The following is a 25,555-nucleotide window of genomic DNA, read 5'->3' as shown; positions in this document are numbered from 1 at the left end:
GGGTGGTATCGGCGTGTTGTTGCCCTGCTTTGGTGGTGGGGTGTGGTGTTTGATTTGTGGATAGTGGTTGCGAGCATCTAGCACGCAGGTGATCAGTGCCTCCTTTTGGGGGGTGGTGGTTGGTTGTGTGTTGATGTGCAATTTCTTTTTTCGAATTGGTTTTTTGTGTTGTAAGTGTTTAAGGGCGCATGGTGGATGCCTTGGCATTGGGAGCCGATGAAGGACGTAGGAGGCTGCGATAAGCCTCGGGGAGCTGTCAACCGAGCGTTGATCCGAGGATGTCCGAATGGGGAAACCCGGCACGAGTGATGTCGTGTCACCCGCATCTGAATATATAGGGTGCGGGGGGGAACGCGGGGAAGTGAAACATCTCAGTACCCGTAGGAAGAGAAAACAAGTAAGTGATTCCGTTAGTAGTGGCGAGCGAACGCGGAGGATGGCTAAACCGTATGCATGTGATACCCGGCAGGGGTTGTGTGTGCGGTGTTGTGGGGCCTGTCTTCTCAGATCTGCCGGTCTGGGCAGCAGTCAGAAAAGAATGTGTTAATCGAAGTGGCCTGGGATGGTCTGCCGTAGTGGGTGAGAGCCCCGTAGGTGAAAACATGTTCTCTGCTGTGATGGGTTCCCGAGTAGCAGCGGGCCCGTGAAATCTGCTGTGAATCTGCCGGGACCACCCGGTAAGCCTGAATACTTCCCAATGACCGATAGCGGATTAGTACCGTGAGGGAATGGTGAAAAGTACCCCGGGAGGGGAGTGAAATAGTACCTGAAACCGTGTGCCTACAATCCGTCAGAGCCCTCCTTCGTGGTGGGGTGATGGCGTGCCTTTTGAAGAATGAGCCTGCGAGTCAGGGACATGTCGCGAGGTTAACCCGGGTGGGGTAGCCGTAGCGAAAGCGAGTCTGAATAGGGCGTATCCACACAAGAGTGTGTGGTGTAGTGGTGTGTTCTGGACCCGAAGCGGAGTGATCTACCCATGGCCAGGGTGAAGCGCGGGTAAGACCGCGTGGAGGCCCGAACCCACTTAGGTTGAAGACTGAGGGGATGAGTTGTGGGTAGGGGTGAAAGGCCAATCAAACTCCGTGATAGCTGGTTCTCCCCGAAATGCATTTAGGTGCAGCGTTGCGTGTTTCTCACCGGAGGTAGAGCTACTGGATGGCCGATGGGCCCCACAGGGTTACTGACGTCAGCCAAACTCCGAATGCCGGTGAGTCTAAGAGCGCAGCAGTGAGACGGCGGGGGATAAGCTCCGTGCGTCGAGAGGGAAACAGCCCAGATCGCCGGCTAAGGCCCCTAAGCGTGTGCTAAGTGGAAAAGGATGTGCAGTCGCAGAGACAACCAGGAGGTTGGCTTAGAAGCAGCCACCCTTGAAAGAGTGCGTAATAGCTCACTGGTCAAGTGATTGTGCGCCGATAATGTAGCGGGGCTCAAGCACACCGCCGAAGCCGCGGCAACGACCTTGTGTCGTTGGGTAGGGGAGCGTCCTGCATCCGGTGAAGCCGCAGAGTGATCTAGTGGTGGAGGGTGTGGGAGTGAGAATGCAGGCATGAGTAGCGATAAGGCAAGTGAGAACCTTGCCCGCCGAAAGACCAAGGGTTCCTGGGGCAGGCCAGTCCGCCCAGGGTGAGTCGGGACCTAAGGCGAGGCCGACAGGCGTAGTCGATGGACAACGGGTTGATATTCCCGTACCCGTGTGTGAGCGCCCATGATGAATCAGGGGTACTAACCGCCCAAAATGTGCGTTACCGATCACCTTCGGGTGTGAGGAGTGCACACGCTGCGCGGGACCTTCTCTGGTAGTAGTCAAGCGATGGGGTGACGCAGGTAGGTAGCCGTACCAGTCAGTGGTAATACTGGGGCAAACCCGTAGGGAGAGCGATAGGTAAATCCGTCGTTCACATATCCTGAGAGGTGATGCATAGCCGAGTGAGGCGAATTCGGTGATCCTCTGCTGCCAAGAAAAGCCTCTAGCGAGCACACACACGGCCCGTACCCCAAACCAACACAGGTGGTCAGGTAGAGAATACCAAGGCGTACGAGTGAACTATGGTTAAGGAACTCGGCAAAATACCCCCGTAACTTCGGGAGAAGGGGGACCTCCTACTGTCATGGCACTAGCTGCCGGCAGCGGTGGGGGGTGGCACAAACCAGTGAGAAGCGACTGTTTACTAAAAACACAGGTCCGTGCGAAGTCGCAAGACGATGTATACGGACTGACGCCTGCCCGGTGCTGGAAGGTTAAGAGGACCGGTTAACCCGTAAGGGTGAAGCTGAGAATTTAAGCCCCAGTAAACGGCGGTGGTAACTATAACCATCCTAAGGTAGCGAAATTCCTTGTCGGGTAAGTTCCGACCTGCACGAATGGCGTAACGACTTCTCAACTGTCTCAACCATAGACTCGGCGAAATTGCACTACGAGTAAAGATGCTCGTTACGCGCGGCAGGACGAAAAGACCCCGGGACCTTCACTATAGCTTGGTATTGGCGTTCGATACGGTTTGTGTAGGATAGGTGGGAGACTGTGAAACTCACACGCCAGTGTGGGTGGAGTCATTGTTGAAATACCACTCTGATCGTATTGGACTTCTAACTTCGAACCGTATATCCGGTTCAGGGACAGTGCCTGGTGGGTAGTTTAACTGGGGCGGTTGCCTCCTAAAATGTAACGGAGGCGCCCAAAGGTTCCCTCAACCTGGACGGCAATCAGGTGTTGAGTGCAAGTGCACAAGGGAGCTTGACTGCGAGACCTACACGTCAAGCAGGGACGAAAGTCGGGACTAGTGATCCGGCACCCCCGAGTGGAAGGGGTGTCGCTCAACGGATAAAAGGTACCCCGGGGATAACAGGCTGATCTTCCCCAAGAGTCCATATCGACGGGATGGTTTGGCACCTCGATGTCGGCTCGTCGCATCCTGGGGCTGGAGCAGGTCCCAAGGGTTGGGCTGTTCGCCCATTAAAGCGGCACGCGAGCTGGGTTTAGAACGTCGTGAGACAGTTCGGTCTCTATCCGCCGCGCGCGTCAGAAGCTTGAGGAAACCTGTCCCTAGTACGAGAGGACCGGGACGGACGAACCTCTGGTCCACCAGTTGTCCCACCAGGGGCACCGCTGGATAGCCACGTTCGGACAGGATAACCGCTGAAAGCATCTAAGCGGGAAACCTTCTCCAAGACCAGGCTTCTCACCCTTTTAGAGGGATAAGGCCCCCCGCAGACCACGGGATCGATAGACCAGACCTACAAGCACCGCAAGGTGTGCAGGGAACTGGCACTAACCGGCCGAAAACTTACAACAACCAAAACAAAACACCATTGATTCGGTTAAGTAAGAACACACACGACGCCCGCAACCACACCACACACCACAACACCCACCCCACCACCAAAAACCAGGGCCACAAATAAAATAAAGTTACGGCGGCCACAGCGGCAGGGAAACGCCCGGACCCATCCCGAACCCGGAAGCTAAGCCTGCCAGCGCCGATGATACTACCCAACACGGGTGGAAAAGTAGGACACCGCCGAACACAATTTAAGTCCCGAGCCCCCCACATCATGTGGGGGGCTCGGGCATTTTCTTGACTAATGACAGCCCGGCCCCACGAGAAATCGGGGGCCATTTTTAATGGTTCGCGCACATTCCGCGCACGAAATTCGAAAATCCGAATTGTGACCGCCGCGCAACTGCCCGTATCCTTTGTGGGTGGTCGACGACAGGCAAGGTAATTCCGGCGGGCGCCCGCCGCGTCGTCCGGCTGGAGCCGGCGGTGGCGGTGGCGGTGGCGGCCGTGATCGCCGCGGCGCCAACGCCCCGCATCGCTCGGGACCGGGACGAGCCCGGCCGGCGCAGCCCCAGCACGGCGACGATCGCGACGCTGCCGGGGCGCGCCCGAGCGGTCCGGCCATTCCGGCGTCGATCGAAGCCAAGCAGCTCGCGCCTGAAATCCGCGGTGAGCTTTCGACTTTGGACCGTGCGACCGCCGACACGGTGGCCCGTCACCTGGTTGCGGCAGGAGAGTTGCTCGACGAGGATCCGCAGGCGGCACTCGAACACGCCCAGGCCGCCCGGGCCCGCTCGGGGCGCATCGCCGCCGTGCGTGAAGCGGTCGGGATTGCCGCTTATCAGTGCGGCGACTGGGCCCAGGCGCTGTCGGAGTTCCGGGCTGCCCGCCGAATGGGTAGCAAGTCCGAACTGCTCCCGCTGATCGCCGATTGCGAGCGCGGCGTGGGGCGACCCGAACGTGCCATCGAACTGGCGCGCGGCCCGGAGGCGGCTCGCCTGACCGGCGACGACGCCGACGAGATGCGAATCGTTGCCGCCGGCGCCCGCGCCGATCTGGGCCAGCTGGAGCAGGCGCTGGCCCTGCTGACCAGTCCGCAGCCCGATCCGACCCGCAGCGGCTCGACCGCGGCGCGGCTCTTCTACGCCTACGCCGAGACGCTGCTGGCGCTGGGTCGCGGCGACGACGCACTGCAATGGTTCATCCACGCCGCCGCGGCCGACATCGACGGCGTCACCGATGCCGAAGACCGGGTCGGCGAGCTGGCCTGACATGACAACCCTTGCCCGGCAACATGATTGCTTGCTACTGGACCTGGACGGCACGGTGTTCCGCGGTCATGAGCCGACCGAAGGGGCCATCGGCGCCCTCGAGGCCACCCAGACCCGCAAATTGTTCGTCACCAACAATGCCTCCCGGGCGGCCGAGGAGGTGGCCGAGCATCTGCGCGAACTCGGCTTCACCGCCGATGCGGCCGACGTGGTGACCAGCGCCCAGAGCGCTGCCGGGCTGCTGGCCCGGCAGCTTCCGGCGGGGTCGAAGGTCTTGATCGTCGGCACCGAGGCGTTGGCCGAGGAGATCTCGGCGGTAGGGCTGCAGCCGGTGCGGCTGTTCTCCGACGACCCCGTCGCGGTCGTCCAGGGGCACTCGACGTCCACCGGCTGGCCCGACCTCGCCGAGGCAGCGCTGGCCATCCGGGCCGGGGCGTTGTGGGTGGCCGCCAACGTCGACCGCACCCTGCCGACCGAGCGGGGGCTGTTGCCTGGGAACGGGTCGATGGTCGCGGCACTACGCACGGCCACCGACGCCGAGCCTCAGGTGGCCGGCAAACCGGCTCCCGCCCTGATGCGAGATGCCCTGGCCCGCGCGACGTTTGACGCTCCGCTGGTCGTGGGCGACCGTCTCGATACCGACATCGCCGGAGCCAACGCCGCGGACCTGCCCAGCCTGATGGTGCTGTGCGGGGTCAGCACGGCCGCCGACGTGGTGCACGCCGTGGCTGACGAACGCCCCACCTACATCGGCGCCGACCTTCGCGATCTGCACACCCCGACCGACACCCTGGCGGTGGCCGAGCACCCGGCCTGGCGCGTCGACGTCGCTGACGGTGCGGTGACGGTCGTGGCCACCGGTGCCGACCCGGGCCCGGATGGCCTCTCCGTGCTGCGGGCCACCGCGCGGGCGGTATGGGATGCCGACGCGGCGACGCCGCTGGAGGTGCGCGCCGGTGACGACGCCGCGCGCGTCGCCCTGCAACGCTGGTCCCTGCTGAGCGACCCCGCGCACGCTTGACGGGCGGCTGTGTGAGAAGCGGCGTCAGGGTTTCGATCGGTGGATCGGCCGGTGGCCCTGCCGCGGGTGAGCCGCAGCCGACCAGCGCCGCAGCGGATGCGGCGGCCAGCAGCCTCGGGTGATGTGCGCCGCGATCATCGCTTGGGGCCCTCCTGGTCGGCAGATACCTCGATGATCGTCTTCCCGGCACCGCGTCGGTGCCGCGCGAACGCGTCGACCGCTGCGGCAAGCGGCCGCACCGCACCGATGAGAGGTTTGAGGCGTCCGTCCCGCACCCGATGGGCGAGCTCCGTCAGCTGGGTGCGGTCGGGTTCGACAACGAAGAACACGGCGCGCCCGTTCCTCGGGTGCGACGTCGGCGGCGCCGCGATCGTGACGAGGGTTCCGCCGTTGCGGACCAAAGCCATTGACCGTTCGAGGATTTCGCCCCCGATGACGTCGAGGACCACGTCCACTTCACCGATATCGGCCATGCGGTCGGCGTCCAGATTCAGGAAGGCCGACGCGCCAAGCCCCAGCACGGTGTCGCGGTCGCCGGCGCGTCCGGTGCCGATCACCCGGGCGCCCACCTCACGCGCTAGCTGGACGGCGATCGACCCGACCGCGCCGCCGGCGCCGTGAACCACAATGCTCTGACCGGCGCTGAGCCGGGCATGGACGAACAACGCTTGCCACGCCGTCAATCCCGAGATCGGCAGCGCGGCGGCCACGGTGTGGTCGATGTCGGCGGCCAGCGGGGCGAGGTTACGGGCTTCGACGGCGGTGTATTCGGCCAGCGTGCCGTTGCGGGCCCAATCGGCGAGGCCGAAAACCCGTTGGCCCACAGTGAGGCCGGTGGTGCCGTACCCCAGTTCGACGACGACTCCGGACAGCTCGTGCCCGGGGACGGTGGGTGCGCGGTCGCGGCCGGCCCGGTCGGTCCAGGTGGCTGGCCAGTCGAGTTCACCGGGGGTGAAGCCAGCGGCGTGGACACGCACGATGACGTCGTTCTCGGCGGCGTGGGGATAGGGCAACTCGGTCAGGACGAGCCCGGCGACGCCGGCGTCTCGGCTCTGGGCGGTCATGGCGTGCATGTCAGTCCTCGCATTCGTGGGGTGCACCGAACCGGTCAGCTCGGCCACGCCGAGCCGAGGACGCGCTCGACGGTGGTGACGCGCCGGAAATCGGGAAGGAAATGCTCAACCACGTCGGAGTTCACCGTCCCGATCGTCGTCTGTGGCCGGTCCTTGAAACCGTCGAAGTAGGCGCGCAGGAACTCGTTCTTGAAATCGCCGCGCGGATGTTCGGCGAGGATTTCACTGACCCGATCGGCGTCGAGAAAGTCCACACCGTAACCGACCACGTCGGTCAGGACGCCGAGATGCGTCGCGGCGATCTCGGGACCCATGCGGGCCGGAATGCCCGGTGTGGTGTGGAGCGCGATGGCCGCCCACACGGTGTCCGCTGCGGCGGCGGAGAATCCGTGCTCGAGCAGGAACCGGCGCCCGTGGTCAGCGCCGTCCACTTCGAATCGTTGCTCGGCGTCGGCGAAGGGCCTCACCAGAAATAGACGCGGGCGGAGTGGTGGTAGAGCAGCGGGCCGGTCGTTTCGGCGACGAGGCGGGTGGACTCGGCCACCGCCGCGGTCTCGGGGATGTGCACGCCCGCTATGACGTCTGACATGACGGCTGCCCCTTTCTGGTGCTGGTTCCTGAAGTCCATGCTCGCGGCAACCGGGGGACGGGCACAGCCGCAATGCGGCCACGAATCCCTCAGATGCGGACGGCGAAACCCCGCGGGCAGCGCTGGTCCCTGCTGAGCAACCCGGATCGGCTAGCGTGAACGGTGACATGAGCACCGACCCCGAACAGATTCGCGCCGATATCGAGGCCGCGCTGGCCGAGCTTCCCAGCGTCGGCTCGGACGATGCCGACGTCACCGGCGTCGACATCGACGCCCTCGGTCAGCGGCTCGAAGAGGCGCACCAAATCCTGGTCCGTGCGCTGGAATCGGTGGAGAAGGGCTGAGTTCGCGCATGACGCGGCGTGCCCGGGTTGACGCTGAGCTGGTCCGGCGTGGGCTGGCGCGGTCGCGCCAGCAGGCCGCTGAACTCATCGGGGCCGGCCGGGTCAGCATCGACGGCATGCGGGCGGTGAAACCGGCCACCGCGGTGTCGGTCACCGCGAACCTGACCGTCGAGGCGGGCGAGGAGCGGACCTGGGTTTCGCGCGGCGCCCACAAGCTCATCGGTGCGCTGGACAGCTTCGGCGTCGAGCCGCGCGGTCGGCGCTGTCTGGATGCCGGCGCCTCCACCGGAGGCTTTACCGAGGTCTTGCTCGATCGCGGCGCGACCGAGGTGGTGGGCGTCGACGTCGGCTACGGACAGCTGGCCTGGTCGCTGCGTTCGGATCCGCGGGTCACGGTGATCGAACGGACCAACGTGCGTGACCTCACCCCCGAGTCCATCGGCGGGCCCGTCGACCTGGTGGTGGCCGACCTGTCGTTCATCTCGCTGGCCACGGTGCTGCCCGCGCTGACCGCCTGCGCGTCGGTCGACGCCGATATCGTTCCCATGGTGAAGCCACAGTTCGAGGTGGGCCGGGACCTGGTCGGCGCCGGTGGTGTGGTGTCGGACCCGGCGCTGCGGGCCAGCGCGGTGCTGGCCGTCGCGGCGCGCGCCGAGGGGCTGGGTTGGCAGACCGTGGGGGTCACCGCGAGCCCGCTGCCCGGGCCTTCGGGCAATGTCGAATACTTCCTATGGCTGCGTGCCCGCACCGAACGCGGGCTGCACGGAGACGAACTGGACGCCGCGGTGCGCCGCGCCGTCGCGGAAGGACCGCAATGACTGGTGAGCGGGTAATCCTGCTCGTCGTACACACCGGCCGTGACGAGGCCACCGAGACGGCACGTCGAGTAGAAAAGGTGTTGGGGGACAACGGAATCGGATTGCGTGTGCTCTCCGCCGAGGCTGTCGACCGCGGCGAGCCGCGCCGGGACCGCGCCGCCATGTGGTCGCTTGGAGCCGATACCGAGGTGGTCGACGCCGACGCAAACGCTGCCGTCGGCTGCGAATTGGTACTGGTGCTGGGTGGGGACGGCACGTTCCTGCGGGCCGCCGAACTGGCCCGTAATGCCGAGATCCCGGTGCTGGGTATCAACCTCGGCCGCATCGGCTTCCTGGCCGAGGCCGAAGCCGAGGCCATCGACACCGTCCTCGAGCACGTCATCGCCCGCAACTACCGGGTTGAACAACGGATGACCTTGGACATCGCGGTGCGGGCCGACGGCGAGGTGATCGCCCGCGGCTGGGCACTCAACGAGGCCAGCCTGGAGAAGGGTGCCCGGCTCGGCGTGATCGGCGTCGTCCTGGAGATCGACGGCAGGCCGGTGTCGGCGTTCGGCTGTGACGGGGTGCTGGTGTCGAGCCCCACCGGCTCGACCGCCTACGCGTTCTCGGCCGGCGGGCCGGTGGTCTGGCCCGATCTGGAGGCGATGATCGTGGTGCCCAACAACGCGCACGCGTTGTTCGCCCGCCCGATGGTCACCAGCCCGCACGCACTGATCGCCATCGAGATCGACGCCGACAGCCATGAGGCACTGGTGTTCTGCGACGGCCGCCGCGAGATGCGGGTGCCCCCCGGCGGGCGCCTGGAGGTGACCAAATGCACGACACCGCTGAAGTGGGTGCGGCTGGACAGCGCGCCGTTCACCGACCGCCTGGTGCGCAAGTTCCGCCTGCCGGTCACCGGCTGGCGGGGGCAGTGAGACGGCGATGCTGTCCGAGATCCGGATCGGGTCACTGGGGGCGATCAGCGCGGCGACCGCCGAGTTCGACCGCGGTCTGACCGTTCTCACCGGCGAAACCGGCACCGGCAAGACCATGGTGGTGACCGGTCTGCACCTGCTCGGCGGTGCGCGCGCCGACCCCACCCGGGTGCGATCCGGCGCGCCGCGAGCCTCCGTTGAGGGGCGGTTCAGCACCGCCGAACTCGACACCGCCACGGCGGCCCAGATCGACGAGATCCTGGACTCGTCGGGTGCCGATCGCGACGACGATGGCAGCGTCATCGCGCTGCGGACCGTCAGCCGTGACGGTCCGTCGCGCGCCTACCTGGGCGGACGCAGCGTGCCGGCCAAGTCGCTGACCACCTTCACCACCGGGCTGCTGACGCTGCACGGCCAAAACGACCAGCTGCGGCTGATGCGTCCCGAGCAGCAGCGCGCCGCGCTGGACCGCTTCGCCGCGGTCGACGCCAAGCTCGAGCGGTACCGCAAACTACGCGACCAGTGGCAGGTCGCCCGTCGCGACCTCGTCGACCGGACCAACCGCGCCCGGGAGCTGGCCCAGGAGGCCGACCGGCTGAAGTTCGCGCTGACCGAGATAGACAGCGTCGACCCGGGCCCGGGCGAGGACGAATCCCTGGTGGCCGACATCCGGCGGCTCTCCGAACTCGACGCGCTGCGCGAAGCCGTCGCCGGTGCCCGCGCCGCGCTGACCGGGTCGGTCGACGACGTCTCCGACGGCCAGCCGAGCTCGGCGACCGACACCCTGGGCCGGGCGGTGGCGCTGCTGGAATCCACCGACGATTCCGCGCTGAGCGCGCTGGCCGGTCAGCTTGCCGACGCGCTGACGGTCGTCGGCGATGTCGCCCGTGAGCTGGGTGGCTTCCTGGGCGACCTGCCCGACGATGCCAGCGCGCTGGAGACCAAGCTGGCCCGCCAGGCCGAACTGCGCAGCCTCACCCGCAAATACGCCGCCGACGTCGACGGTGTCCGCGCGTGGGCGCAACAGTCGCGGGAGCGACTGGCCCAGCTCGACGTCTCCGAGGATGCGCTGGCCGGGCTGGCGCGCCGTGTCGAGGAATTGGCCGGGCAGGTCGCCGGTGCCGCCCTGGAGTTGTCCAAGGCCCGCACCAAGGCGGCCAAGGGACTGGCCAAGGCGCTCACCGCCGAGCTCGCCGGGCTGGCCATGGCGCAGGCCGACTTCACCGTCGCGGTGTCGCCGATGCCGGCCCGCGACGACGACAGCGCGCCGCTGCGGCTGCCCTCCGGGGAGCTGGTACATGCCGGTGGTGAGGGCATCGACCTGGTCGAGTTCGGCTTCACCGCGCACCGCGGCACCGACGTGCTGCCGCTGAACAAGAGTGCATCCGGCGGTGAGCTGTCCCGGGTGATGCTGGCGCTGGAGGTGGTGCTGGCCGCCTCGGCGGAGGGCACCACCATGGTGTTCGACGAGGTGGACGCCGGGGTGGGTGGACGTGCGGCGGTGCAGATCGGGCGTCGGCTGGCCCGGCTGGCGCGCACCCACCAGGTCATCGTCGTCACCCACTTGCCGCAGGTGGCTGCCTACGCCGACAGCCACCTGGTGGTCGACAGTGCGGGCAGCGGGGCCAGCGAGGTGCGTCGCCTGGACACCGAGCAGCGGGTCGCCGAGCTGGCGCGCATGCTGGCCGGTCTGGGGGAGTCCGACACCGGTCGCGCGCATGCTCGGGAGCTGCTGGAGGCCGCCGAGCAGGAGCGGGCCGCCCCCTAGCGGAGGCGGTGGTCTCAGTTCAGCCGGATCACCGCGGCGTAGCCGTCGTGATCACCGGTGGTGGTGCGCCCGGACAGTTCATTGTCCAGCTCGACCATGCCCAGATCCGTTGCCCCGCTGGCCACCAGGGCATCACGGACGGCGTCGCGGGCGCGGCTGAACGACACGTACACGTGGGTCGGGATGATGTACACCAGTCCGGTGCTCTCGCGACTGAACGAGGCGGTCCACACGAAGCCGGTGCCGTCCGGGCCCGGCGCGGGACCGAACACCCGGCCGTGGTCGTTGGTCAGCAACCAGTGCGCGTCGGCGAAGGCCTGCAGCGGCGTAGTCGGCTGCTGGCCGTAGCTGACGCCGTCGATGACACCGAAATACCCCGAGGCGTGGATGGCCTGGGCCGGGAAGCCGGCCGCGGCCATCGCCGCGTTGAGCTTCGTGGCGGACTCTTCGGCGGTGGTGGACGTTGGGTCGACGATGATGACGTTGATCGGTTGGTACAGGGTGATGAACGGAAAGCCTTGGCTGGGCCAGTTGGCGGCATCCCCGCCGGCTGCCAGCATCCATTTGCCGATGTCTCCGTACGGTGTCTGAGCCATCTCCCCGGGACGGGGATGGATCGCGTCGGCGCCGACGAGGAAGTCGTGCACGTCGTCGAGCCACTTGCCGACGATCGCGGCGATGTCCGGGGGTGGCGGCGCGGTCCGCACGGGTGGCCGGGGAGCGGGCCGGGCGATGCCGACGCCGGGTGCGCGGCGCGCCGAGGCGAGCGCGACCGCCGCCGTCGCATCCGCTGGAGGTTCGACAGGTGTTGCGGGAGTGGGTCGCATGGCGCCCAACCGGGCGGTCGCAGCGGCGATGCGCGGCGGAGTTGGGCGAGTCCGCGCCGCCGGCGACGAGGGTGCGGTTGGGCCGTGATGGCCGACGGCGCGCGGCGCTGAGTGCGACGACGCGTCGGAGTGGTTCGGGCGTGGGCCGGAGTCGTCGGCGTGCGCGACGCCCTGGCCACCGACCAGTGCGGCACCCAGGCCCAGCGCGACGAATGCCCCACTGACCCACGGCGCAGGCGTTGCTGCAGTCATCTCGGCCACCCCCAGGACTAGTTAGCTGACCGTACCCGTTTCCGGGGTTACGGGCCGGAGGGTGCCTGCGGCCGAACCGTGTTACTTCTGTGACGCAATGTGACTTGTGGGGCCAGAGTTACGGCGCGCCTCCGCGGATATCCACTCCGGCGCCGACAGAATCGGCCCATGAAGATGTCAGCGCTTCTCTCGCGTAATACCGGTGCACGGCCAGGCGTGACGGGTACGGCCCGCGTCGACCGCGACATCGACCGCCTGCTGCGCCGGGTCGGGCCGGGCGACATCGTCGTCCTGGACATTCTCGACCTGGACCGGATGACTGCTGACGCCCTGGTGGATGCGAACGTCGCCGGGGTGGTCAACGCCTCGCCGTCGATCTCGGGCCGCTACCCGAACCTCGGTCCCGAGGTGTTGGTGGCCAACAACATCACCCTGATCGACAGCGCCGGCCCGGAGGTCTTCAAGAAGATCAAGGATGGCGCCAAGATCCGGCTGCACAACGGCGGGGTGTATTCCGGGGATCGTCGGCTGGTGCACGGTGTGGAGCGCAGTGAGGAAGAGATCGCCGACCTCATGCACGACGCCAAGACCGGGCTCGTCGCGCACCTGGAGGCCTTCGCCGGCAACACCATCGAGTTCATCCGCAGCGAAAGCCCGTTGCTGATCGACGGTATCGGCATCCCGGACATCGATGTCGACGTCTACCGGCGTCACGTCGTAGTCGTCTCCGACGGCCCGGGCGCCGAGGACGACCTCAAGGCGCTCAAACCGTTCATCAAGGAGTACCAGCCAGTGCTGGTCGGAGTCGGCGGCGGCGCCGACATCCTGCAGAAATGCGGCCACCGGCCGCAGCTGATCGTCGGCAACCCCGACACGATGAGTGCCGAGGTCCTCAAGAGCGGGGCGCAGGTCGTGCTCCCCGCCGACGCCGATGGGCACGCGAGCGGCTTGGAGCGCATCCAGGATCTGGGTATCGGGGCGATGACCTTCCCGGCCGCCGGATCAGCTGCCGACCTGGCGCTGCTGTTGGTCGATCACCACGGGGCGGCGCTGATCGTCACCGCCGGCCACTCGGCAAACATCGAGGACTTCTTCGACCGGTCCCGTCAGCAGAGCGCGCCTTCGACGTTCCTCACCCGACTCAAGGTCGGCGAGAAACTCGTCGACGCGAAAGCCGTTGCCACCCTGTACCGCAACCACATCTCCGGTGGCGCCATCGCCATGCTGATTCTGGCGGTGCTGGTGGCGATCATTGCCGCCCTGTGGGTGTCGCGGGCCGACACGTTCGTCATCGACTGGATTGTGACGTACTGGAACCGCTTCTCGCTGATGGTGCAGAGCTGGGTGACCTAGGCGTCGAGCAGAAAGGCTCATCGCTGTGATTTCACTACGCCACCATGCCATTTCGCTGGCAGCGGTGTTCCTCGCACTGGCCGTCGGGGTGTTCCTGGGGTCTGGAGTGCTGTCCGACCCGTTGATGTCCGGATTGCGCGGAGACAAGCAGGACCTCAACAAGCAGATCACCGCGCTCACCGACCAGCGCAATGCACTGAACGAAAAGCTGAGCGCCACCAACGATTTCGACACCCAGATGGCGAGCCGGATCGTGCGCGACGCACTGGCCGGCAAATCCGTGGTGCTGTTTCGCACCCCGGATGCCGACGGTGACGATGTGGAGGCGATGAGCCGGATCGTGGGGCAGGCCGGGGGCGTGGTCACCGGCACGGTCACGCTGACCCAGGAATTCGTCGACGCCAACGCGGCCGAGAAGTTGCGTTCGGTGGTGAACTCCTCGATCGTGCCGGCCGGGGCGCAGCTGAGCACCGCGCAGGTCGATCAGGGCTCCCAAGCCGGTGATCTGCTGGGCATCGCCCTGTTGATCAACCGCAACCCCGACGTCAAGCCCGCCGACGACACCCAGCGCGACACCGTACTGGCCGCCCTTCGTGACACCGGCTTCCTGACCTACTCCGCTGATCGCATCGGCGCTGCCGACACCGCCGTCGTCGTCACCGGTGGAGCGCTGGGCGACGACGCCGGCAACCAGGGCTCCACGGTGGCCCGATTCGCCGCGGGCCTCGCCCCGCACGGCTCGGGAACGGTGCTGGCCGGCCGGGACGGGTCGGCCACCGGAACCTCGGCGGTGGCGGTGGCTCGCGCCGACGCCGGCATGTCCGCCGCAGTGACCACCGTCGACGACATCAGCTCCGAGTCCGGCCGCATCACCACCGCGCTGGCCCTGCAGAACCTGATCCGGGGCGCACCGAACGGGAAGTTCGGCACCGGTCCCGGCGCGACGTCGATCACCGTTGCGCAGTAGGTGCGGCGGTAGCAGGGCCGGGGGAGTAACCCAGAGGTAACCAAGCCCACGGGCGTGTTAGCGCCGCCTTGTCGGTGTCGGTGTTAGGGTGAGATTCCGTGGGTCGGCAGGCCCCAGCTAGTTCAAGCGATCCCCTGCCCGTCGTCACGGAGGTTGCTCTTGCCACCACTGCGTAAGCACCCGCAGACCGCTACCAAGCACCTCTTCGTCAGCGGCGGAGTCGTTTCTTCTCTTGGCAAAGGTCTCACCGCGAGCAGCCTCGGTCAGTTGCTGACCGCGCGCGGGCTGCAGGTGACCATGCAGAAACTCGACCCGTACCTCAACGTGGATCCCGGGACGATGAACCCGTTCCAGCACGGTGAGGTCTTCGTCACCGAGGACGGCGCGGAAACCGATCTCGACGTCGGCCACTACGAGCGCTTCCTGGACCGAGATCTGTCCGGGTCGGCCAATGTGACCACCGGTCAGGTGTATTCGCAGGTGATCGCCAAGGAGCGCCGGGGGGAGTACCTCGGTGACACCGTGCAGGTGATCCCGCACATCACCGACGAGATCAAGCGCCGCATCATGGCCATGGCCGAACCCGACGCGCAGGGCAACCGCCCCGACGTGGTGATCACCGAGATCGGCGGCACGGTCGGCGACATCGAGTCGCTGCCGTTCCTCGAGGCTGCGCGGCAGGTTCGCCACGAGGTCGGCCGGGACAACTGCTTCTTCTTGCACGTGTCGCTGGTGCCCTACCTGGCGCCGTCGGGTGAGCTCAAGACCAAGCCCACTCAGCATTCGGTGGCCGCGCTGCGCAGCATCGGTATCAGCCCGGACGCGCTGATCCTGCGCTGCGACCGCGACGTGCCCGAACCGCTGAAGAACAAGATCGCGCTGATGTGCGATGTCGACATCGACGGGGTGATCTCGACCCCGGACGCGCCCTCGATCTACGACATCCCCAAGGTTCTGCACCGCGAGGAGCTCGACGCCTACGTGGTGCGCCGGCTCAGCCTGCCCTTCCGCGACGTCGACTGGACGCAGTGGAACGACCTGCTGGGGCGGGTGCACGAGCCCAAGGAGACCGTGCGAATCGCGTTGGTGGGCAAGTACATCGACCTCTCCGATGCGTACCTGTCGGTGGCCGAGGCGCTGCGCGCGGGCGGATTCGCTCACCGGGCGAAGGTGGAGATGCGCTGGGTGGCCTCCGATGACTGCGAGACCGACTTCGGGGCGGCCGCCGTGCTCGACGATGTGCATGCGGTGCTCATCCCCGGTGGGTTCGGTATCCGCGGCATCGAGGGCAAGATCGGCGCCATCCGCTACGCCCGCCATCGCGGGCTGCCGGTATTGGGGCTGTGTCTGGGGCTTCAGTGCATCGTGATCGAGGCGGCCCGGTCGGTGGGGCTGGCCGAGGCAAACTCAGCCGAATTCGATCCGGGCACACCGGATCCGGTGATCTCGACGATGGCCGATCAACGCGACGCGGTGGCCGGCGAGGCCGACTTGGGCGGCACCATGCGCCTCGGTGCCTACCCCGCGACCCTGGACGCGGGATCCATTGTGGCGCAGGCGTATCAGTCCACCCATGTCTCGGAACGCCACCGCCACCGCTACGAGGTCAACAACTCCTATCGCGACCGGATCGCCGAGAGTGGTCTGCGGTTCTCGGGGACCTCACCCGACGGGCATCTGGTCGAGTTCGTCGAATACCCGCGGGAGGTCCACCCGTTCCTGGTCGGCACGCAGGCCCACCCGGAACTGAAGAGCCGGCCCACCCGTCCGCACCCGCTGTTCGTGGCGTTCGTGGGCGCGGCCATCGACTACAAGGCCGCCGAGCGGTTGCCGGTGGAGATTCCCGAACAACACCCCAACGGCAAGGAGCACCCCGACAAGGCGGCGGTGTCGCTGGCCGAGCAGTCCTCTCGTGGCTGAGCACGATTTCGAGACCGTCTCCTCCGAAACGCTTTACCGCGGAAACATTCTCGCCCTGCGGGCCGATCAGGTCCGGATGCCCGGCGGCAACACCGCCAAGCGCGAGGTCGTCGAGCACTACGGTGCCGTGGCCGTGGCCGCCGTCGATGACGCCGGCCGGGTGGCGATGGTCTACCAGTATCGACATCCGATCGGGCGTCGGTTGTGGGAGTTGCCTGCCGGGCTGCTCGACGAGCCGGGCGAAGACCCGGCGGCCGCCGCCGCGCGGGAGCTGCGCGAAGAGACCGGACTCACCGCCGAGCGCTGGAGCGTGCTGGTGGATCTGGTGTCCTCCCCGGGGTTCAGCGACGAGGCCTTGCGGGTGTACCTGGCTCGCGGCCTGACCGATGTCGGGCGTCCGGACGGCGACGACGAAGAAGCCGACATGACGGTGGACTGGGTGGACATCGCCGACGCGGTGCGGTGGGTGCTGGCCGGAGACATCGTGAATTCGACTGCGGCCGCAGGCATTTTGGCGGTGCACGCGGTCATCGTGGATGGCAAGCCGACTCGTCCGGTCGACGCGCCGTGGCCGGATCGCCCCAGAGCGTTCGCCGCCGGGAAGGCCGGCCCATGACGGGTCCCTCCGCTCCTGCCGTTCCAACTACGGGTGCGGCTCTCGACGACCAGCTGCAGGGCTACCTCGACCACCTCACCATCGAACGCGGCGTCGCGGCCAACACCATCAGCTCCTACCGGCGCGACCTGCGCCGCTACGCCGAGCACCTGCGGTTGCGCGGCATCGAGGACTTGACCAAGGTCACCGAGAACGACGTCAGCGACTTCCTGGTGGCGCTGCGCCGCGGCGATCCCGACACCGGTGTGGTGCCGCTGTCGGCGGTGTCGGCGGCGCGGGCGCTGATCGCGGTGCGCGGATTTCACCGGTTCGCCGCGGCCGAGGGGATCATCGACATCGACGTCGCCCGGGCCGTCAAGCCGCCCACCCCGAGCCGTCGGCTGCCCAAGAGCCTGACCCTCGACGAGGTGCTCGCGCTGCTCGAGGGGGCCGGCGGGGACAGCCCGTCGGACGGGCCACTGACGCTGCGTAACCGTGCGCTGCTGGAACTGCTGTATTCCACCGGCGCGCGGATCTCGGAGGCTGTCGGCCTGGATGTCGACGATGTCGACACCGAAGCCCGCTCGGTGCTGCTGCGCGGCAAGGGCGGCAAGCAGCGGCTGGTACCCGTCGGGCGACCGGCCATCGCGGCGCTGGACGCCTACCTGGTGCGGGGCCGCCCCGAACTGGCGGGCCGTCGCCGCGGGCTCGGGTCGTCCCCGAGTCGCTCCGCTCCTGCCCCAGGCCCGGCAATCTTCCTCAACGCCCGCGGCGGCCGGCTGTCTCGGCAGAGCGCCTGGCAGGTGCTGCAGGACGCTGCCGAGCGGGCTGGGGTCACCGCGGCGGTGTCGCCGCACACGCTGCGCCACTCGTTCGCCACCCACCTCCTCGACGGCGGAGCCGACGTCAGGGTGGTGCAGGAGCTGCTGGGCCACGCGTCGGTGACCACGACGCAGATCTACACCCTGGTCACCGTGCACGCCCTGCGCGAGGTCTGGGCCGGCGCACACCCGCGGGCATGATGTCGCGGGTCTGCCGTTGCCGAGGTCGACACACCGTTAGACTTTCGCGGATGTTCGCCACGCCGCCGATTCGCCTGATCCCGGGGGGCCCGGCGTGACCGACGAGGCAGACGGCGACGCACCGATCGGTCTCACCGGCCGCCCACCCCGCAAGATCCCCGACCCGCAACCGTTGACCTCGCACGGGCCTGCCCGGGTGATCTCGATGTGTAACCAGAAGGGCGGCGTCGGCAAGACCACCTCCACGATCAACCTCGGGGCGGCGCTGGCCGAGTACGGCCGTCGGGTGCTGCTGGTCGATCTCGACCCGCAGGGCGCGCTGTCGGCGGGTCTGGGGGTGCCGCACTATGAGCTGGCCTCCACTGTGCACAACCTGATGGTCGAACCCCGGGTCAGCATCGACGAGGTGCTGATCAACACCCGGGTCAAGAACCTGGACCTGGTGCCCAGCAACATCGACCTGTCGGCGGCCGAGATCCAGCTGGTCAACGAGGTCGGCCGGGAGCAGACCCTGGCCCGCGCGCTGCATCCGGTCATCGATCGCTACGACTACATCCTGATCGACTGCCAGCCGTCGCTGGGCTTGCTCACGGTCAACGCGCTGGCCTGCTCCGACGGGGTGATCATCCCCACCGAATGCGAGTACTTCTCGCTGCGCGGCCTGGCGCTGCTCACCGACACCGTGGACAAGGTGCGCGACCGGCTCAACCCGCGCCTGGCGATCAGCGGGATCCTGATCACCCGGTTCGACACCCGCACCGTCAACGCCCGAGAGGTGATGGCCCGCGTGCTGGAGCGCTTCGGCGACCTGGTGTTCGACACCGTCATCACCCGCACCGTGCGCTTCCCCGAGACCAGTGTCGCCGGCGAACCCATCACCACCTGGGCTCCGAAATCGCTTGGTGCGCAGGCATATAGGTCGCTGGCCCGCGAGGTCATCGACCGCTTCGGCAAGTGAGCGATCAGCCGGCGCCGGAGAAGGGCTTCCGCGTCACGCTGACGAACTTCGAGGGTCCGTTCGACCTGCTGCTGCAGCTGATTTTCGCCCATCGGCTCGACGTCACCGAGGTGGCGCTGCATCAGGTCACCGACGAATTCATCGCCTACACCCGCGAAATCGGCCCGGTGCTCGAACTCGACGAGACCACCACCTTCCTGGTGATAGCCGCCACACTGTTGGATCTCAAGGCCGCCCGACTGCTGCCGGCCGGGGAGGTTCACGACGAGGAGGATCTGGCGCTGCTGGAGGTGCGCGACCTGCTGTTCGCGCGGTTGCTGCAATACCGCGCGTTCAAACACGTCGCGGAGATGTTCGCCGAGCTGGAGGCCGCTGCACTGCGCAGCTACCCGCGGGCGGTCGCGTTGGAGGACCGCTTCGCCGACCTGCTTCCCGAGGTCATGCTGGGTGTCGACGCCGAGAGCTTCGCTCAGATCGCGGCCGCGGTGTTCACCCCGCGCCCGGTGCCGACCGTGCGTACCGACCACCTGCATGCATCGCAGGTGTCGGTGCCCGAGCAGGCCGAGCTGATGCTGGCTTTCCTGGAGAGCCGGGGCGTGGGGCATTGGGCGTCGTTCAAGGAGCTGGTGGCCGACTGCGACGAGCCGATCCAGATCGTCGGGCGGTTCCTGGCGCTGCTCGAACTGTATCGGGCCAGGGCGGTAGCATTCGAGCAGATAGAACCACTTGGTGTGCTCCAGGTTTCGTGGACCGGAGACCGGTTGGTGAACGAAGAGCTGGTCAGAGCCGAGTGGGAAGAAGAGTAGAACCAACCATGACCGACGATGCAGGCGAACTACCCGACCTCGATCTGGGTATCGATGTCGCCGACGCCGAGCTCGACGACGGCGAACTCACCCGGGTGCTGGAGGCGCTGTTGCTGGTGGTCGATACCCCGGTGGCGGCCCAGACGCTGGCCTCGGTGACCGAGCAGCCGCTGTACCGCATCACCGCCAAGCTCGAGGGCATGGCTGCCGAGCTGGCGAGCCGCGATAGCGGCATCGAGCTGCGCGAGGCCGGTGGTGGCTGGCGGATGTATACCCGGGCGCGGTTCGCGCCTTATGTGGAGCGGCTGCTGCTGGACGGGTCGCGGTCCAAGCTGACCCGGGCGGCGCTGGAGACACTGGCCGTGGTCGCCTACCGCCAGCCGGTCACCCGGGCGCGGGTCAGCGCGGTGCGCGGTGTCAACGTCGACGCGGTGATCCGGACCCTGGTGGCGCGTGGGTTGATCACCGAGGCCGGTGCCGACGAGGACACCGGTGCGACGATGTTCTCGACCACCGAGCTGTTCCTGGAGCGTCTCGGGTTGTCGTCGTTGACCGATCTGCCCGATATCGCGCCACTGTTGCCCGATGTCGACGTGATCGATGACCTCAGCGAAAACCTGGAGTCCGAGCCACGTTTCGCCAAGCTGTCCGGTGGCGCCGCCACCGACCAGAAAGTCTCGTTCGATGTGGATACCGATGCCTGATAACGAAGGGGTGCGGCTACAGAAGGTCTTGTCGCAGGCCGGAATCGCCTCGCGGCGGGTCGCCGAGCGGATGATCCACGATGGTCGGGTGAAGGTCGACGGGCATGTGGTGACCGAGATGGGTACCCGCGTCGACCCTGCCACCGCCGACATCCGGGTCGACGGCGCGCGGGTGATCCTCGATGACGCGATGGTGTATCTGGCGCTGAACAAGCCGATCGGCATGCAGTCGACGATGTCGGACGACAAGGGCCGGCCCTGCGTCGGCGACCTGGTCGAGCACCGGGTGCGCGGCAACAAGAATCTGTTTCACGTCGGACGGCTGGACGCCGATACCGAGGGTTTGCTGCTGCTGACCAATGACGGCGAGCTGGCGCACCGGCTGATGCACCCCTCCTATGAGGTGCCCAAGACCTATTTGGCGACGGTAACCGGTTCAGTGCCAAGGGGTCTGGGGAAGACCCTGCGCGCGGGTGTCGAGCTGGAGGACGGTCCGGTCAAGCTGGACGACTTCGCGGTGGTCGATGCGGTGCCGGGAAAGACATTAGTGCGGGTCACGCTGCATGAGGGCCGCAAGCGGATCGTGCGCCGGCTGCTCGCCGAGGTCGGCTATCCGGTGGAGGCGCTCGTGCGCACCAACATCGGCGAGGTGGCTCTCGGCGACCAACGGCCGGGCAGCCTGCGCGCGTTGACCCGCAAGGAAGTCGGCGAACTGTACAAGGCGGTAGGTCTGTGAGTGGTGTGGTGGTGGCGGTCGACGGTCCGGCCGGTACCGGAAAATCGTCGGTATCACGCGGATTGGCGCGCGCCCTGGGCGCCCGTTACCTCGATACCGGGGCGATGTACCGGATCGTGACGCTCGCGATGCTGCGCGGTCGGATCGACCTGACCAACCCCGAGGCGATCGCGGCGGCGGCCGACGTGCCGCTGTCGGTGGGCTACGACCCCGACGTCGACCGCGCTTACCTTGCCGGCGAGGATGTTTCGGCCGAGATCCGCGGTGACCAGGTGACCCGTGCGGTGTCGGCGGTGTCGGCGGTGCCTCAGGTCCGCACCCGGCTGGTAGCACTGCAGCGGGAGTTGGCCTCGAGTCAGGAAAGCGTCGTCGTCGAGGGTCGCGACATCGGCACGGTAGTACTGCCGGATGCCGATGTGAAGATCTTCCTGACCGCGTCGGCCGAGACCCGGGCGCGGCGGCGCAACGACCAGAACGTCGCCGCCGGCTTGCCCGACGATTATCAGACCGTGCTGGCCGACGTGCGCCGGCGTGATCATCTGGACTCCACCCGTGCGCTGTCCCCGCTTCGGCCCGCCGAGGACGCTGTGATCGTGGATACCAGCGAGATGACCGAGTCGCAGGTGGTGGCTCACCTGCTCGACCTGGTCGAGCAGCGAAGCGGAGTAGTGCGATGACCGAGGACGGCACCTGGTCCGACGAGGCCGACTGGGAGATTCCCGAGGGATTCGTCGAGGGCGAGGACGGCGAGGAGTTCGCGCCGCCGCCGGTGGTGGCCATCGTCGGGCGGCCCAACGTCGGCAAGTCGACGTTGGTGAACCGGATTCTGGGCCGGCGGGAAGCCGTTGTGCAGGATCTGCCGGGAGTTACTCGCGACCGGGTGTCCTACGACGCGTCCTGGACCGGGCGGCGTTTCGTGGTGCAGGACACCGGCGGCTGGGAGCCCGACGCCAAGGGTCTGCAGCAGTTGGTCGCCGACCAGGCGTCGGTGGCGATGCGCACCGCCGACGCGATCATCCTGGTGGTCGACGCGACGGTCGGTGCGACCAGCGGTGACGAGGCGGCCGCGCGGATTCTGCGCCGCTCGGGCAAGCCGGTGTTCCTGGCGGCCAACAAGGTTGACAACGAGAAGGGTGAGTCCGACGCCACGGCGTTGTGGTCGCTGGGGCTGGGTGAGCCGCACCCGATCAGTGCGATGCACGGCCGCGGCGTGGCCGACCTGCTCGACGAGCTGGTCGCCGAGCTGCCCGAGGCGTCGGCGGTCGGTCCGGTCGCCGGGGGACCACGCCGGGTGGCGTTGGTCGGCAAGCCCAACGTCGGCAAGAGCTCGCTGCTGAACCGGCTGGCCGGGGCGGAGCGCTCGGTGGTGCACGATGTCGCGGGCACCACGGTGGATCCAGTGGACTCGCTGATCGAATTGGGCGGCAAGACATGGCGATTCGTCGACACCGCGGGATTGCGCAAGCGAGTCGCGCAGGCCAGCGGGCATGAGTTCTACGCCTCGGTGCGCACGCACAGCGCGATCGACTCCGCCGAAGTGGTGGTCGTGCTGATCGATGCGTCGCAGCCGCTGACCGAACAGGACCAGCGAGTGCTGACGATGGTCATCGAGGCGGGCCGCGCGCTGGTGCTGGCCTTCAACAAGTGGGATCTGGTCGACGAGGATCGGCGCTTCCTGCTCGAACGCGAGATCGACCGGGAACTGGCGCAGCTGCAGTGGGCGCCGCGGGTCAACATCTCGGCCAAGTCCGGGCGGGCGGTGCAGAAGCTGGTTCCGGCGATGGAGACGGCGCTGGCATCGTGGGATGCCCGCATCTCGACCGGGCAGCTCAACAACTGGCTCAAGGAAGTGGTCGCGGCCACGCCGCCGCCGGTGCGCGGCGGCAAGCAGCCCCGCATCCTGTTCGCCACCCAGGCCACCGCGCGTCCGCCGACGTTCGTGCTGTTCACCTCGGGTTTCCTGGAGGCCGGCTATCGGCGGTTCCTGGAGCGCCGGCTGCGCGAGACGTTCGGTTTCGAGGGCACCCCGATCCGAATCAATGTCCGGGTGCGCGAGAAGCGCGGGGCCAAACCGCGCTGATTCGGCGGGTTCGCAGGCTCCTGGTGGCGTGCGCACAGTAGATTGCCAGTCATGGAGTTTGCTGAGTCGTGGTTATCAGGGCGTCGGGTGATGTATGGGATTGCCGGTCTGGTGATCGCGGTGGCGCCCGCGGTCGCGGTGTTCGCCGACGTCTCGGGCGGTTCGACGCCGCGGGTGCTGGCCTGTGAGGAGACCGATACCGAGGACAGTTTCTCGATGAACTGCGCGCCGTCGGTGGTGCCGGACGTCAGCGACAACCTGACCGAGGCGGAGGTCGCCGAGCCGGGGTGGAACGCCGTCCCCGGTGGCGGTGGGGGCGCTCCCACGCCGCACGGTGGTGGCGGCTTCAGCGGCGGTGGCGGTGGCGGGGGCCACGGCGGCCACTGAGGCCGGCCGGCTCAGGACGTAAGCCAGGCGCGCGATCCGTAGGTGTCGAGGTGAACGACCTCCTCGACGGGCTTGCGGGTGGTCGGGCCGTAGCGCCCGCGCGGCCAGCCGAGCGGGACCACGCACACCGGGGTGACCGACAACGGGAGGCCCAGGATCTTGCGCGCCGAGGTGACACTCCACAGCGGCAGCGTGATCAGCGAGGCCCCCAGGCCCATCGCCCTGGCGGCCAGCAGCAGGTTCTGCACGCTGGGGTAGATCGAGCCGAAGAACGACGACTCCGCGACGAACGGCGAAGGCAGGTAGGGCGGGCGCATGCCGCCGCGCAAGCACGGCACCACCAGGACCGGGATCTCGCTGAAATGGTCGACCTGCCACTGCACCGCCCGCAGGATCTTCTCCATGGATTCGTCGCCGCTGGCCAGCCGCTTGCCGATGCCGCCGTACAACGACCACGCCTGGCGGTAGCGCTTCCCGAGCTGATCACGGACGTGCTGGTCCTTGACGACGAGGAACTCCCAGTTCTGGCCGTTGGATCCGGTGGGCGCCCGCAACGCCAGTTCGATGCATTTCAGGACGACGGCGTCGTCGACCGGGTCGGGCTTGACCCGCCGGATCGCGCGCTGGGTCATCATCGCCTCGAGCAGTGGCATGTCCAGGGCGGCCAGGGCCGCGTCGGTGCTCGGGATGGGATTCGGTGCCTGCGTCATACCCACCGAGGCTAGGGGGCGGGCCGGGTTTGTGGGTGGGAGAGCTGTAAGTGGTTGGGAGTGGCTGCTTTTCGGTGGCGTGCGCCCGCGCCGCCGGTGGCCGGTGGTGAGCCAGATAGGGTGCCTTGGTGTCGGTTTCCCACATGATCGTCATCGTTCTGGCCGGCATGGGAGCCGGTGCGATCAATTCGCTGGTCGGTTCGGGCACGCTGATCACTTTCCCGACGTTGGTGGCGCTGGGATACCCGCCGGTGACGGCGACGATGTCCAACGCGATCGGCCTGGTGGCCGGCGGGGTGTCTGGGACGTGGGGGTACCGCAAGGAGCTGTCCGGGCAGTGGGATCGGCTGCGCTGGCAGATCCCGGCGTCGCTGGTCGGTGCGGCCATCGGGGCGTTCCTTCTGCTGCATCTGCCGGAGAAGGTGTTCACCAAGATCGTGCCGGTGCTGCTGGTGGCTGCGTTGGTGCTGGTGGTGATCGGGCCGAGAATCCAGGCCTATGCCCGCGCGCGTGCCGAGGCGGCCGGGCGTTCTGCCCACCACGTGTCGCCCAAGCGGATGGCGGCGCTGGTGGCCGGTACCTTCGCCGTCGGTATCTACGGCGGGTACTTCACCGCGGCGCAGGGCATCTTGCTGATCGGGGTGATGGGCGCGCTGCTGCCCGAGGACATGCAGCGGATGAACGCCGCCAAGAACCTGCTGTCGCTGCTGGTGAACATCGTGGCGGCGGTCGGGTACACGGTGGTGGCGTTCGACCGCGTCAGCTGGGCAGCGGCCGGGCTGATCGCGGCCGGATCGCTGGTCGGCGGGTGGCTGGGCGCGCACTACGGGCGGAAGCTGTCGCCGAGTGTGCTGCGCGCGGTGATCGTGGTGGTGGGTCTGATCGGGCTGTATCGCCTGTTGATGGTGTGACACCCGTGCCGATTCGGGATCGCGGCGGGGGCTACGGTAGGCTTTCGATCTGCTGCCGGGGATCCCGGACAGCGCCGCGGGCTGTGGCGCAGCTTGGTAGCGCACTTGACTGGGGGTCAAGTGGTCGCAGGTTCAAATCCTGTCAGCCCGACAGAAGAAGTAGCAGTTCAGAGGCGGTTTCGGAGAAATCCGGGGCGCCTTTGGTGGGCGGTATAGGGGCGTGGAGGGCAACCCGCGCAGGTGGG

General features: G+C 67.4%; 22 protein-coding genes, 1 tRNA gene, 2 rRNA genes and 1 pseudogene. 22 read left to right on the top strand and 4 right to left on the bottom strand.

Going from position 1 to position 25,555, the window contains the following annotated elements; all coding sequences use genetic code 11:
* The first annotated feature begins 168 nt into the window (after nucleotides 1-168).
* The 4 genes from ADBZ9K_RS05425 (at nucleotide 169) to ADBZ9K_RS05410 (ending at nucleotide 5,570) form a co-directional block, all read left to right on the top strand.
* Nucleotides 169-3,292: ribosomal RNA gene (locus tag ADBZ9K_RS05425) — 23S ribosomal RNA — on the top strand.
* 118 nt (nucleotides 3,293-3,410) lie between these two features.
* Nucleotides 3,411-3,524: ribosomal RNA gene (gene rrf / locus ADBZ9K_RS05420) — 5S ribosomal RNA — on the top strand.
* A 176-nt stretch (nucleotides 3,525-3,700) separates the two neighbouring features.
* Entirely contained in the window at nucleotides 3,701-4,549 is an 849-nt protein-coding gene (locus tag ADBZ9K_RS05415; RefSeq protein WP_526618994.1) for a tetratricopeptide repeat protein, read from the top strand.
* Between the two features lies 1 nt (nucleotide 4,550).
* Nucleotides 4,551-5,570 carry an HAD-IIA family hydrolase gene (locus ADBZ9K_RS05410; protein WP_526618993.1) on the top strand — a complete coding sequence of 340 codons (1,020 nt, stop codon included), beginning with the start codon at nucleotides 4,551-4,553 and terminating at the stop codon, nucleotides 5,568-5,570.
* 134 nt (nucleotides 5,571-5,704) lie between these two features.
* On the opposite strand, the gene ADBZ9K_RS05405 is transcribed toward ADBZ9K_RS05410, so the two are convergent.
* On the bottom strand, nucleotides 5,705-6,643 hold the full coding sequence (locus ADBZ9K_RS05405) for an NADP-dependent oxidoreductase (RefSeq protein ID WP_526618992.1): 939 nt from the start codon (nucleotides 6,641-6,643) through the stop codon (nucleotides 5,705-5,707).
* A gap of 35 nt (nucleotides 6,644-6,678) precedes the next feature.
* A pseudogene (locus ADBZ9K_RS05400) lies at nucleotides 6,679-7,232 on the bottom strand (HD domain-containing protein).
* Nucleotides 7,233-7,399: 167 nt separating this feature from the next.
* Between ADBZ9K_RS05400 and ADBZ9K_RS05395 the strand changes: the two are divergent.
* From ADBZ9K_RS05395 to recN, 4 genes are read left to right on the top strand one after another with little or no spacing between them, the layout of a single operon-like run.
* Nucleotides 7,400-7,576, top strand: coding sequence for a hypothetical protein (locus ADBZ9K_RS05395; RefSeq protein ID WP_526618990.1), 177 nt, complete (start codon nucleotides 7,400-7,402; stop codon nucleotides 7,574-7,576).
* An 8-nt stretch (nucleotides 7,577-7,584) separates the two neighbouring features.
* Nucleotides 7,585-8,394, top strand: a complete 810-nt coding sequence (locus ADBZ9K_RS05390; protein WP_526618989.1) for a TlyA family RNA methyltransferase — start codon at nucleotides 7,585-7,587, stop codon at nucleotides 8,392-8,394.
* Nucleotides 8,391-9,314, top strand: coding sequence for an NAD kinase (locus ADBZ9K_RS05385; RefSeq protein WP_526618988.1), 924 nt, complete (start codon nucleotides 8,391-8,393; stop codon nucleotides 9,312-9,314). The genes ADBZ9K_RS05390 and ADBZ9K_RS05385 overlap by 4 nt, the downstream gene beginning before the upstream one ends.
* Before the next feature lie 7 nt (nucleotides 9,315-9,321).
* Nucleotides 9,322-11,082 carry a DNA repair protein RecN gene (gene recN / locus ADBZ9K_RS05380; protein WP_526618986.1) on the top strand — a complete coding sequence of 587 codons (1,761 nt, stop codon included), beginning with the start codon at nucleotides 9,322-9,324 and terminating at the stop codon, nucleotides 11,080-11,082.
* Nucleotides 11,083-11,096: 14 nt separating this feature from the next.
* Here recN and ADBZ9K_RS05375 read toward each other — a convergent pair whose 3' ends face one another.
* Entirely contained in the window at nucleotides 11,097-12,161 is a 1,065-nt protein-coding gene (locus ADBZ9K_RS05375; RefSeq protein ID WP_526618984.1) for a hypothetical protein, read from the bottom strand.
* A gap of 168 nt (nucleotides 12,162-12,329) precedes the next feature.
* Here ADBZ9K_RS05375 and steA point away from each other — a divergent pair, with 168 nt between their 5' ends.
* The 12 genes from steA (at nucleotide 12,330) to ADBZ9K_RS05315 (ending at nucleotide 23,689) form a co-directional block, all read left to right on the top strand.
* Nucleotides 12,330-13,514 carry a putative cytokinetic ring protein SteA gene (gene steA / locus ADBZ9K_RS05370; RefSeq protein ID WP_526618983.1) on the top strand — a complete coding sequence of 395 codons (1,185 nt, stop codon included), beginning with the start codon at nucleotides 12,330-12,332 and terminating at the stop codon, nucleotides 13,512-13,514.
* 25 nt (nucleotides 13,515-13,539) lie between these two features.
* On the top strand, nucleotides 13,540-14,481 hold the full coding sequence (locus ADBZ9K_RS05365) for a copper transporter (protein ID WP_526618982.1): 942 nt from the start codon (nucleotides 13,540-13,542) through the stop codon (nucleotides 14,479-14,481).
* A gap of 168 nt (nucleotides 14,482-14,649) precedes the next feature.
* Nucleotides 14,650-16,401: a CTP synthase gene (gene pyrG / locus ADBZ9K_RS05360; protein ID WP_526620753.1), complete on the top strand. Its 1,752-nt coding sequence runs from the start codon at nucleotides 14,650-14,652 to the stop codon at nucleotides 16,399-16,401.
* A complete protein-coding gene (locus tag ADBZ9K_RS05355; protein ID WP_526618981.1) occupies nucleotides 16,394-17,017 on the top strand; it encodes an NUDIX domain-containing protein in 624 nt (207 codons plus the stop codon). Before pyrG ends, ADBZ9K_RS05355 begins: the two co-directional genes overlap by 8 nt.
* A complete protein-coding gene (xerD, locus tag ADBZ9K_RS05350) occupies nucleotides 17,014-18,018 on the top strand; it encodes a site-specific tyrosine recombinase XerD (RefSeq protein ID WP_526618980.1) in 1,005 nt (334 codons plus the stop codon). The genes ADBZ9K_RS05355 and xerD overlap by 4 nt, the downstream gene beginning before the upstream one ends.
* Before the next feature lie 94 nt (nucleotides 18,019-18,112).
* Nucleotides 18,113-18,976, top strand: a complete 864-nt coding sequence (locus tag ADBZ9K_RS05345) for a ParA family protein (protein WP_135428322.1) — start codon at nucleotides 18,113-18,115, stop codon at nucleotides 18,974-18,976.
* A complete protein-coding gene (locus tag ADBZ9K_RS05340; protein WP_526618979.1) occupies nucleotides 18,973-19,782 on the top strand; it encodes a segregation/condensation protein A in 810 nt (269 codons plus the stop codon). The genes ADBZ9K_RS05345 and ADBZ9K_RS05340 overlap by 4 nt, the downstream gene beginning before the upstream one ends.
* Nucleotides 19,783-19,790: 8 nt before the next feature.
* Nucleotides 19,791-20,486, top strand: a complete 696-nt coding sequence (scpB, locus tag ADBZ9K_RS05335) for an SMC-Scp complex subunit ScpB (protein ID WP_526618978.1) — start codon at nucleotides 19,791-19,793, stop codon at nucleotides 20,484-20,486.
* Nucleotides 20,479-21,222: a pseudouridine synthase gene (locus tag ADBZ9K_RS05330; protein WP_526618977.1), complete on the top strand. Its 744-nt coding sequence runs from the start codon at nucleotides 20,479-20,481 to the stop codon at nucleotides 21,220-21,222. Before scpB ends, ADBZ9K_RS05330 begins: the two co-directional genes overlap by 8 nt.
* Complete coding sequence (gene cmk, locus ADBZ9K_RS05325) at nucleotides 21,219-21,899, top strand: (d)CMP kinase (protein ID WP_526618976.1); 681 nt, start codon at nucleotides 21,219-21,221, stop codon at nucleotides 21,897-21,899. Before ADBZ9K_RS05330 ends, cmk begins: the two co-directional genes overlap by 4 nt.
* Nucleotides 21,896-23,302, top strand: coding sequence for a ribosome biogenesis GTPase Der (der, locus tag ADBZ9K_RS05320; RefSeq protein WP_526618975.1), 1,407 nt, complete (start codon nucleotides 21,896-21,898; stop codon nucleotides 23,300-23,302). The genes cmk and der overlap by 4 nt, the downstream gene beginning before the upstream one ends.
* Nucleotides 23,303-23,353: 51 nt before the next feature.
* Nucleotides 23,354-23,689 carry a hypothetical protein gene (locus ADBZ9K_RS05315; protein ID WP_526618974.1) on the top strand — a complete coding sequence of 112 codons (336 nt, stop codon included), beginning with the start codon at nucleotides 23,354-23,356 and terminating at the stop codon, nucleotides 23,687-23,689.
* Between the two features lie 11 nt (nucleotides 23,690-23,700).
* On the opposite strand, the gene ADBZ9K_RS05310 is transcribed toward ADBZ9K_RS05315, so the two are convergent.
* The gene (locus ADBZ9K_RS05310) at nucleotides 23,701-24,399 is read right to left on the bottom strand and encodes a nitroreductase family protein (protein ID WP_526618972.1); all 699 of its coding nucleotides are present in this window, start codon (nucleotides 24,397-24,399) and stop codon (nucleotides 23,701-23,703) included.
* A gap of 143 nt (nucleotides 24,400-24,542) precedes the next feature.
* On the opposite strand from ADBZ9K_RS05310, the gene ADBZ9K_RS05305 reads away from it, so the two are divergent.
* Entirely contained in the window at nucleotides 24,543-25,310 is a 768-nt protein-coding gene (locus tag ADBZ9K_RS05305; protein ID WP_526620751.1) for a sulfite exporter TauE/SafE family protein, read from the top strand.
* A gap of 77 nt (nucleotides 25,311-25,387) precedes the next feature.
* Nucleotides 25,388-25,461: transfer RNA gene (locus ADBZ9K_RS05300), tRNA-Pro, on the top strand.
* Nucleotides 25,462-25,555 lie beyond the last annotated feature (94 nt).

It is taken from the genome of Mycobacterium sp. (assembly GCF_965229265.1).
Lineage (GTDB): Bacteria > Actinomycetota > Actinomycetes > Mycobacteriales > Mycobacteriaceae > Mycobacterium.
This window is presented reverse-complemented; position numbering and strand designations above follow the sequence as displayed.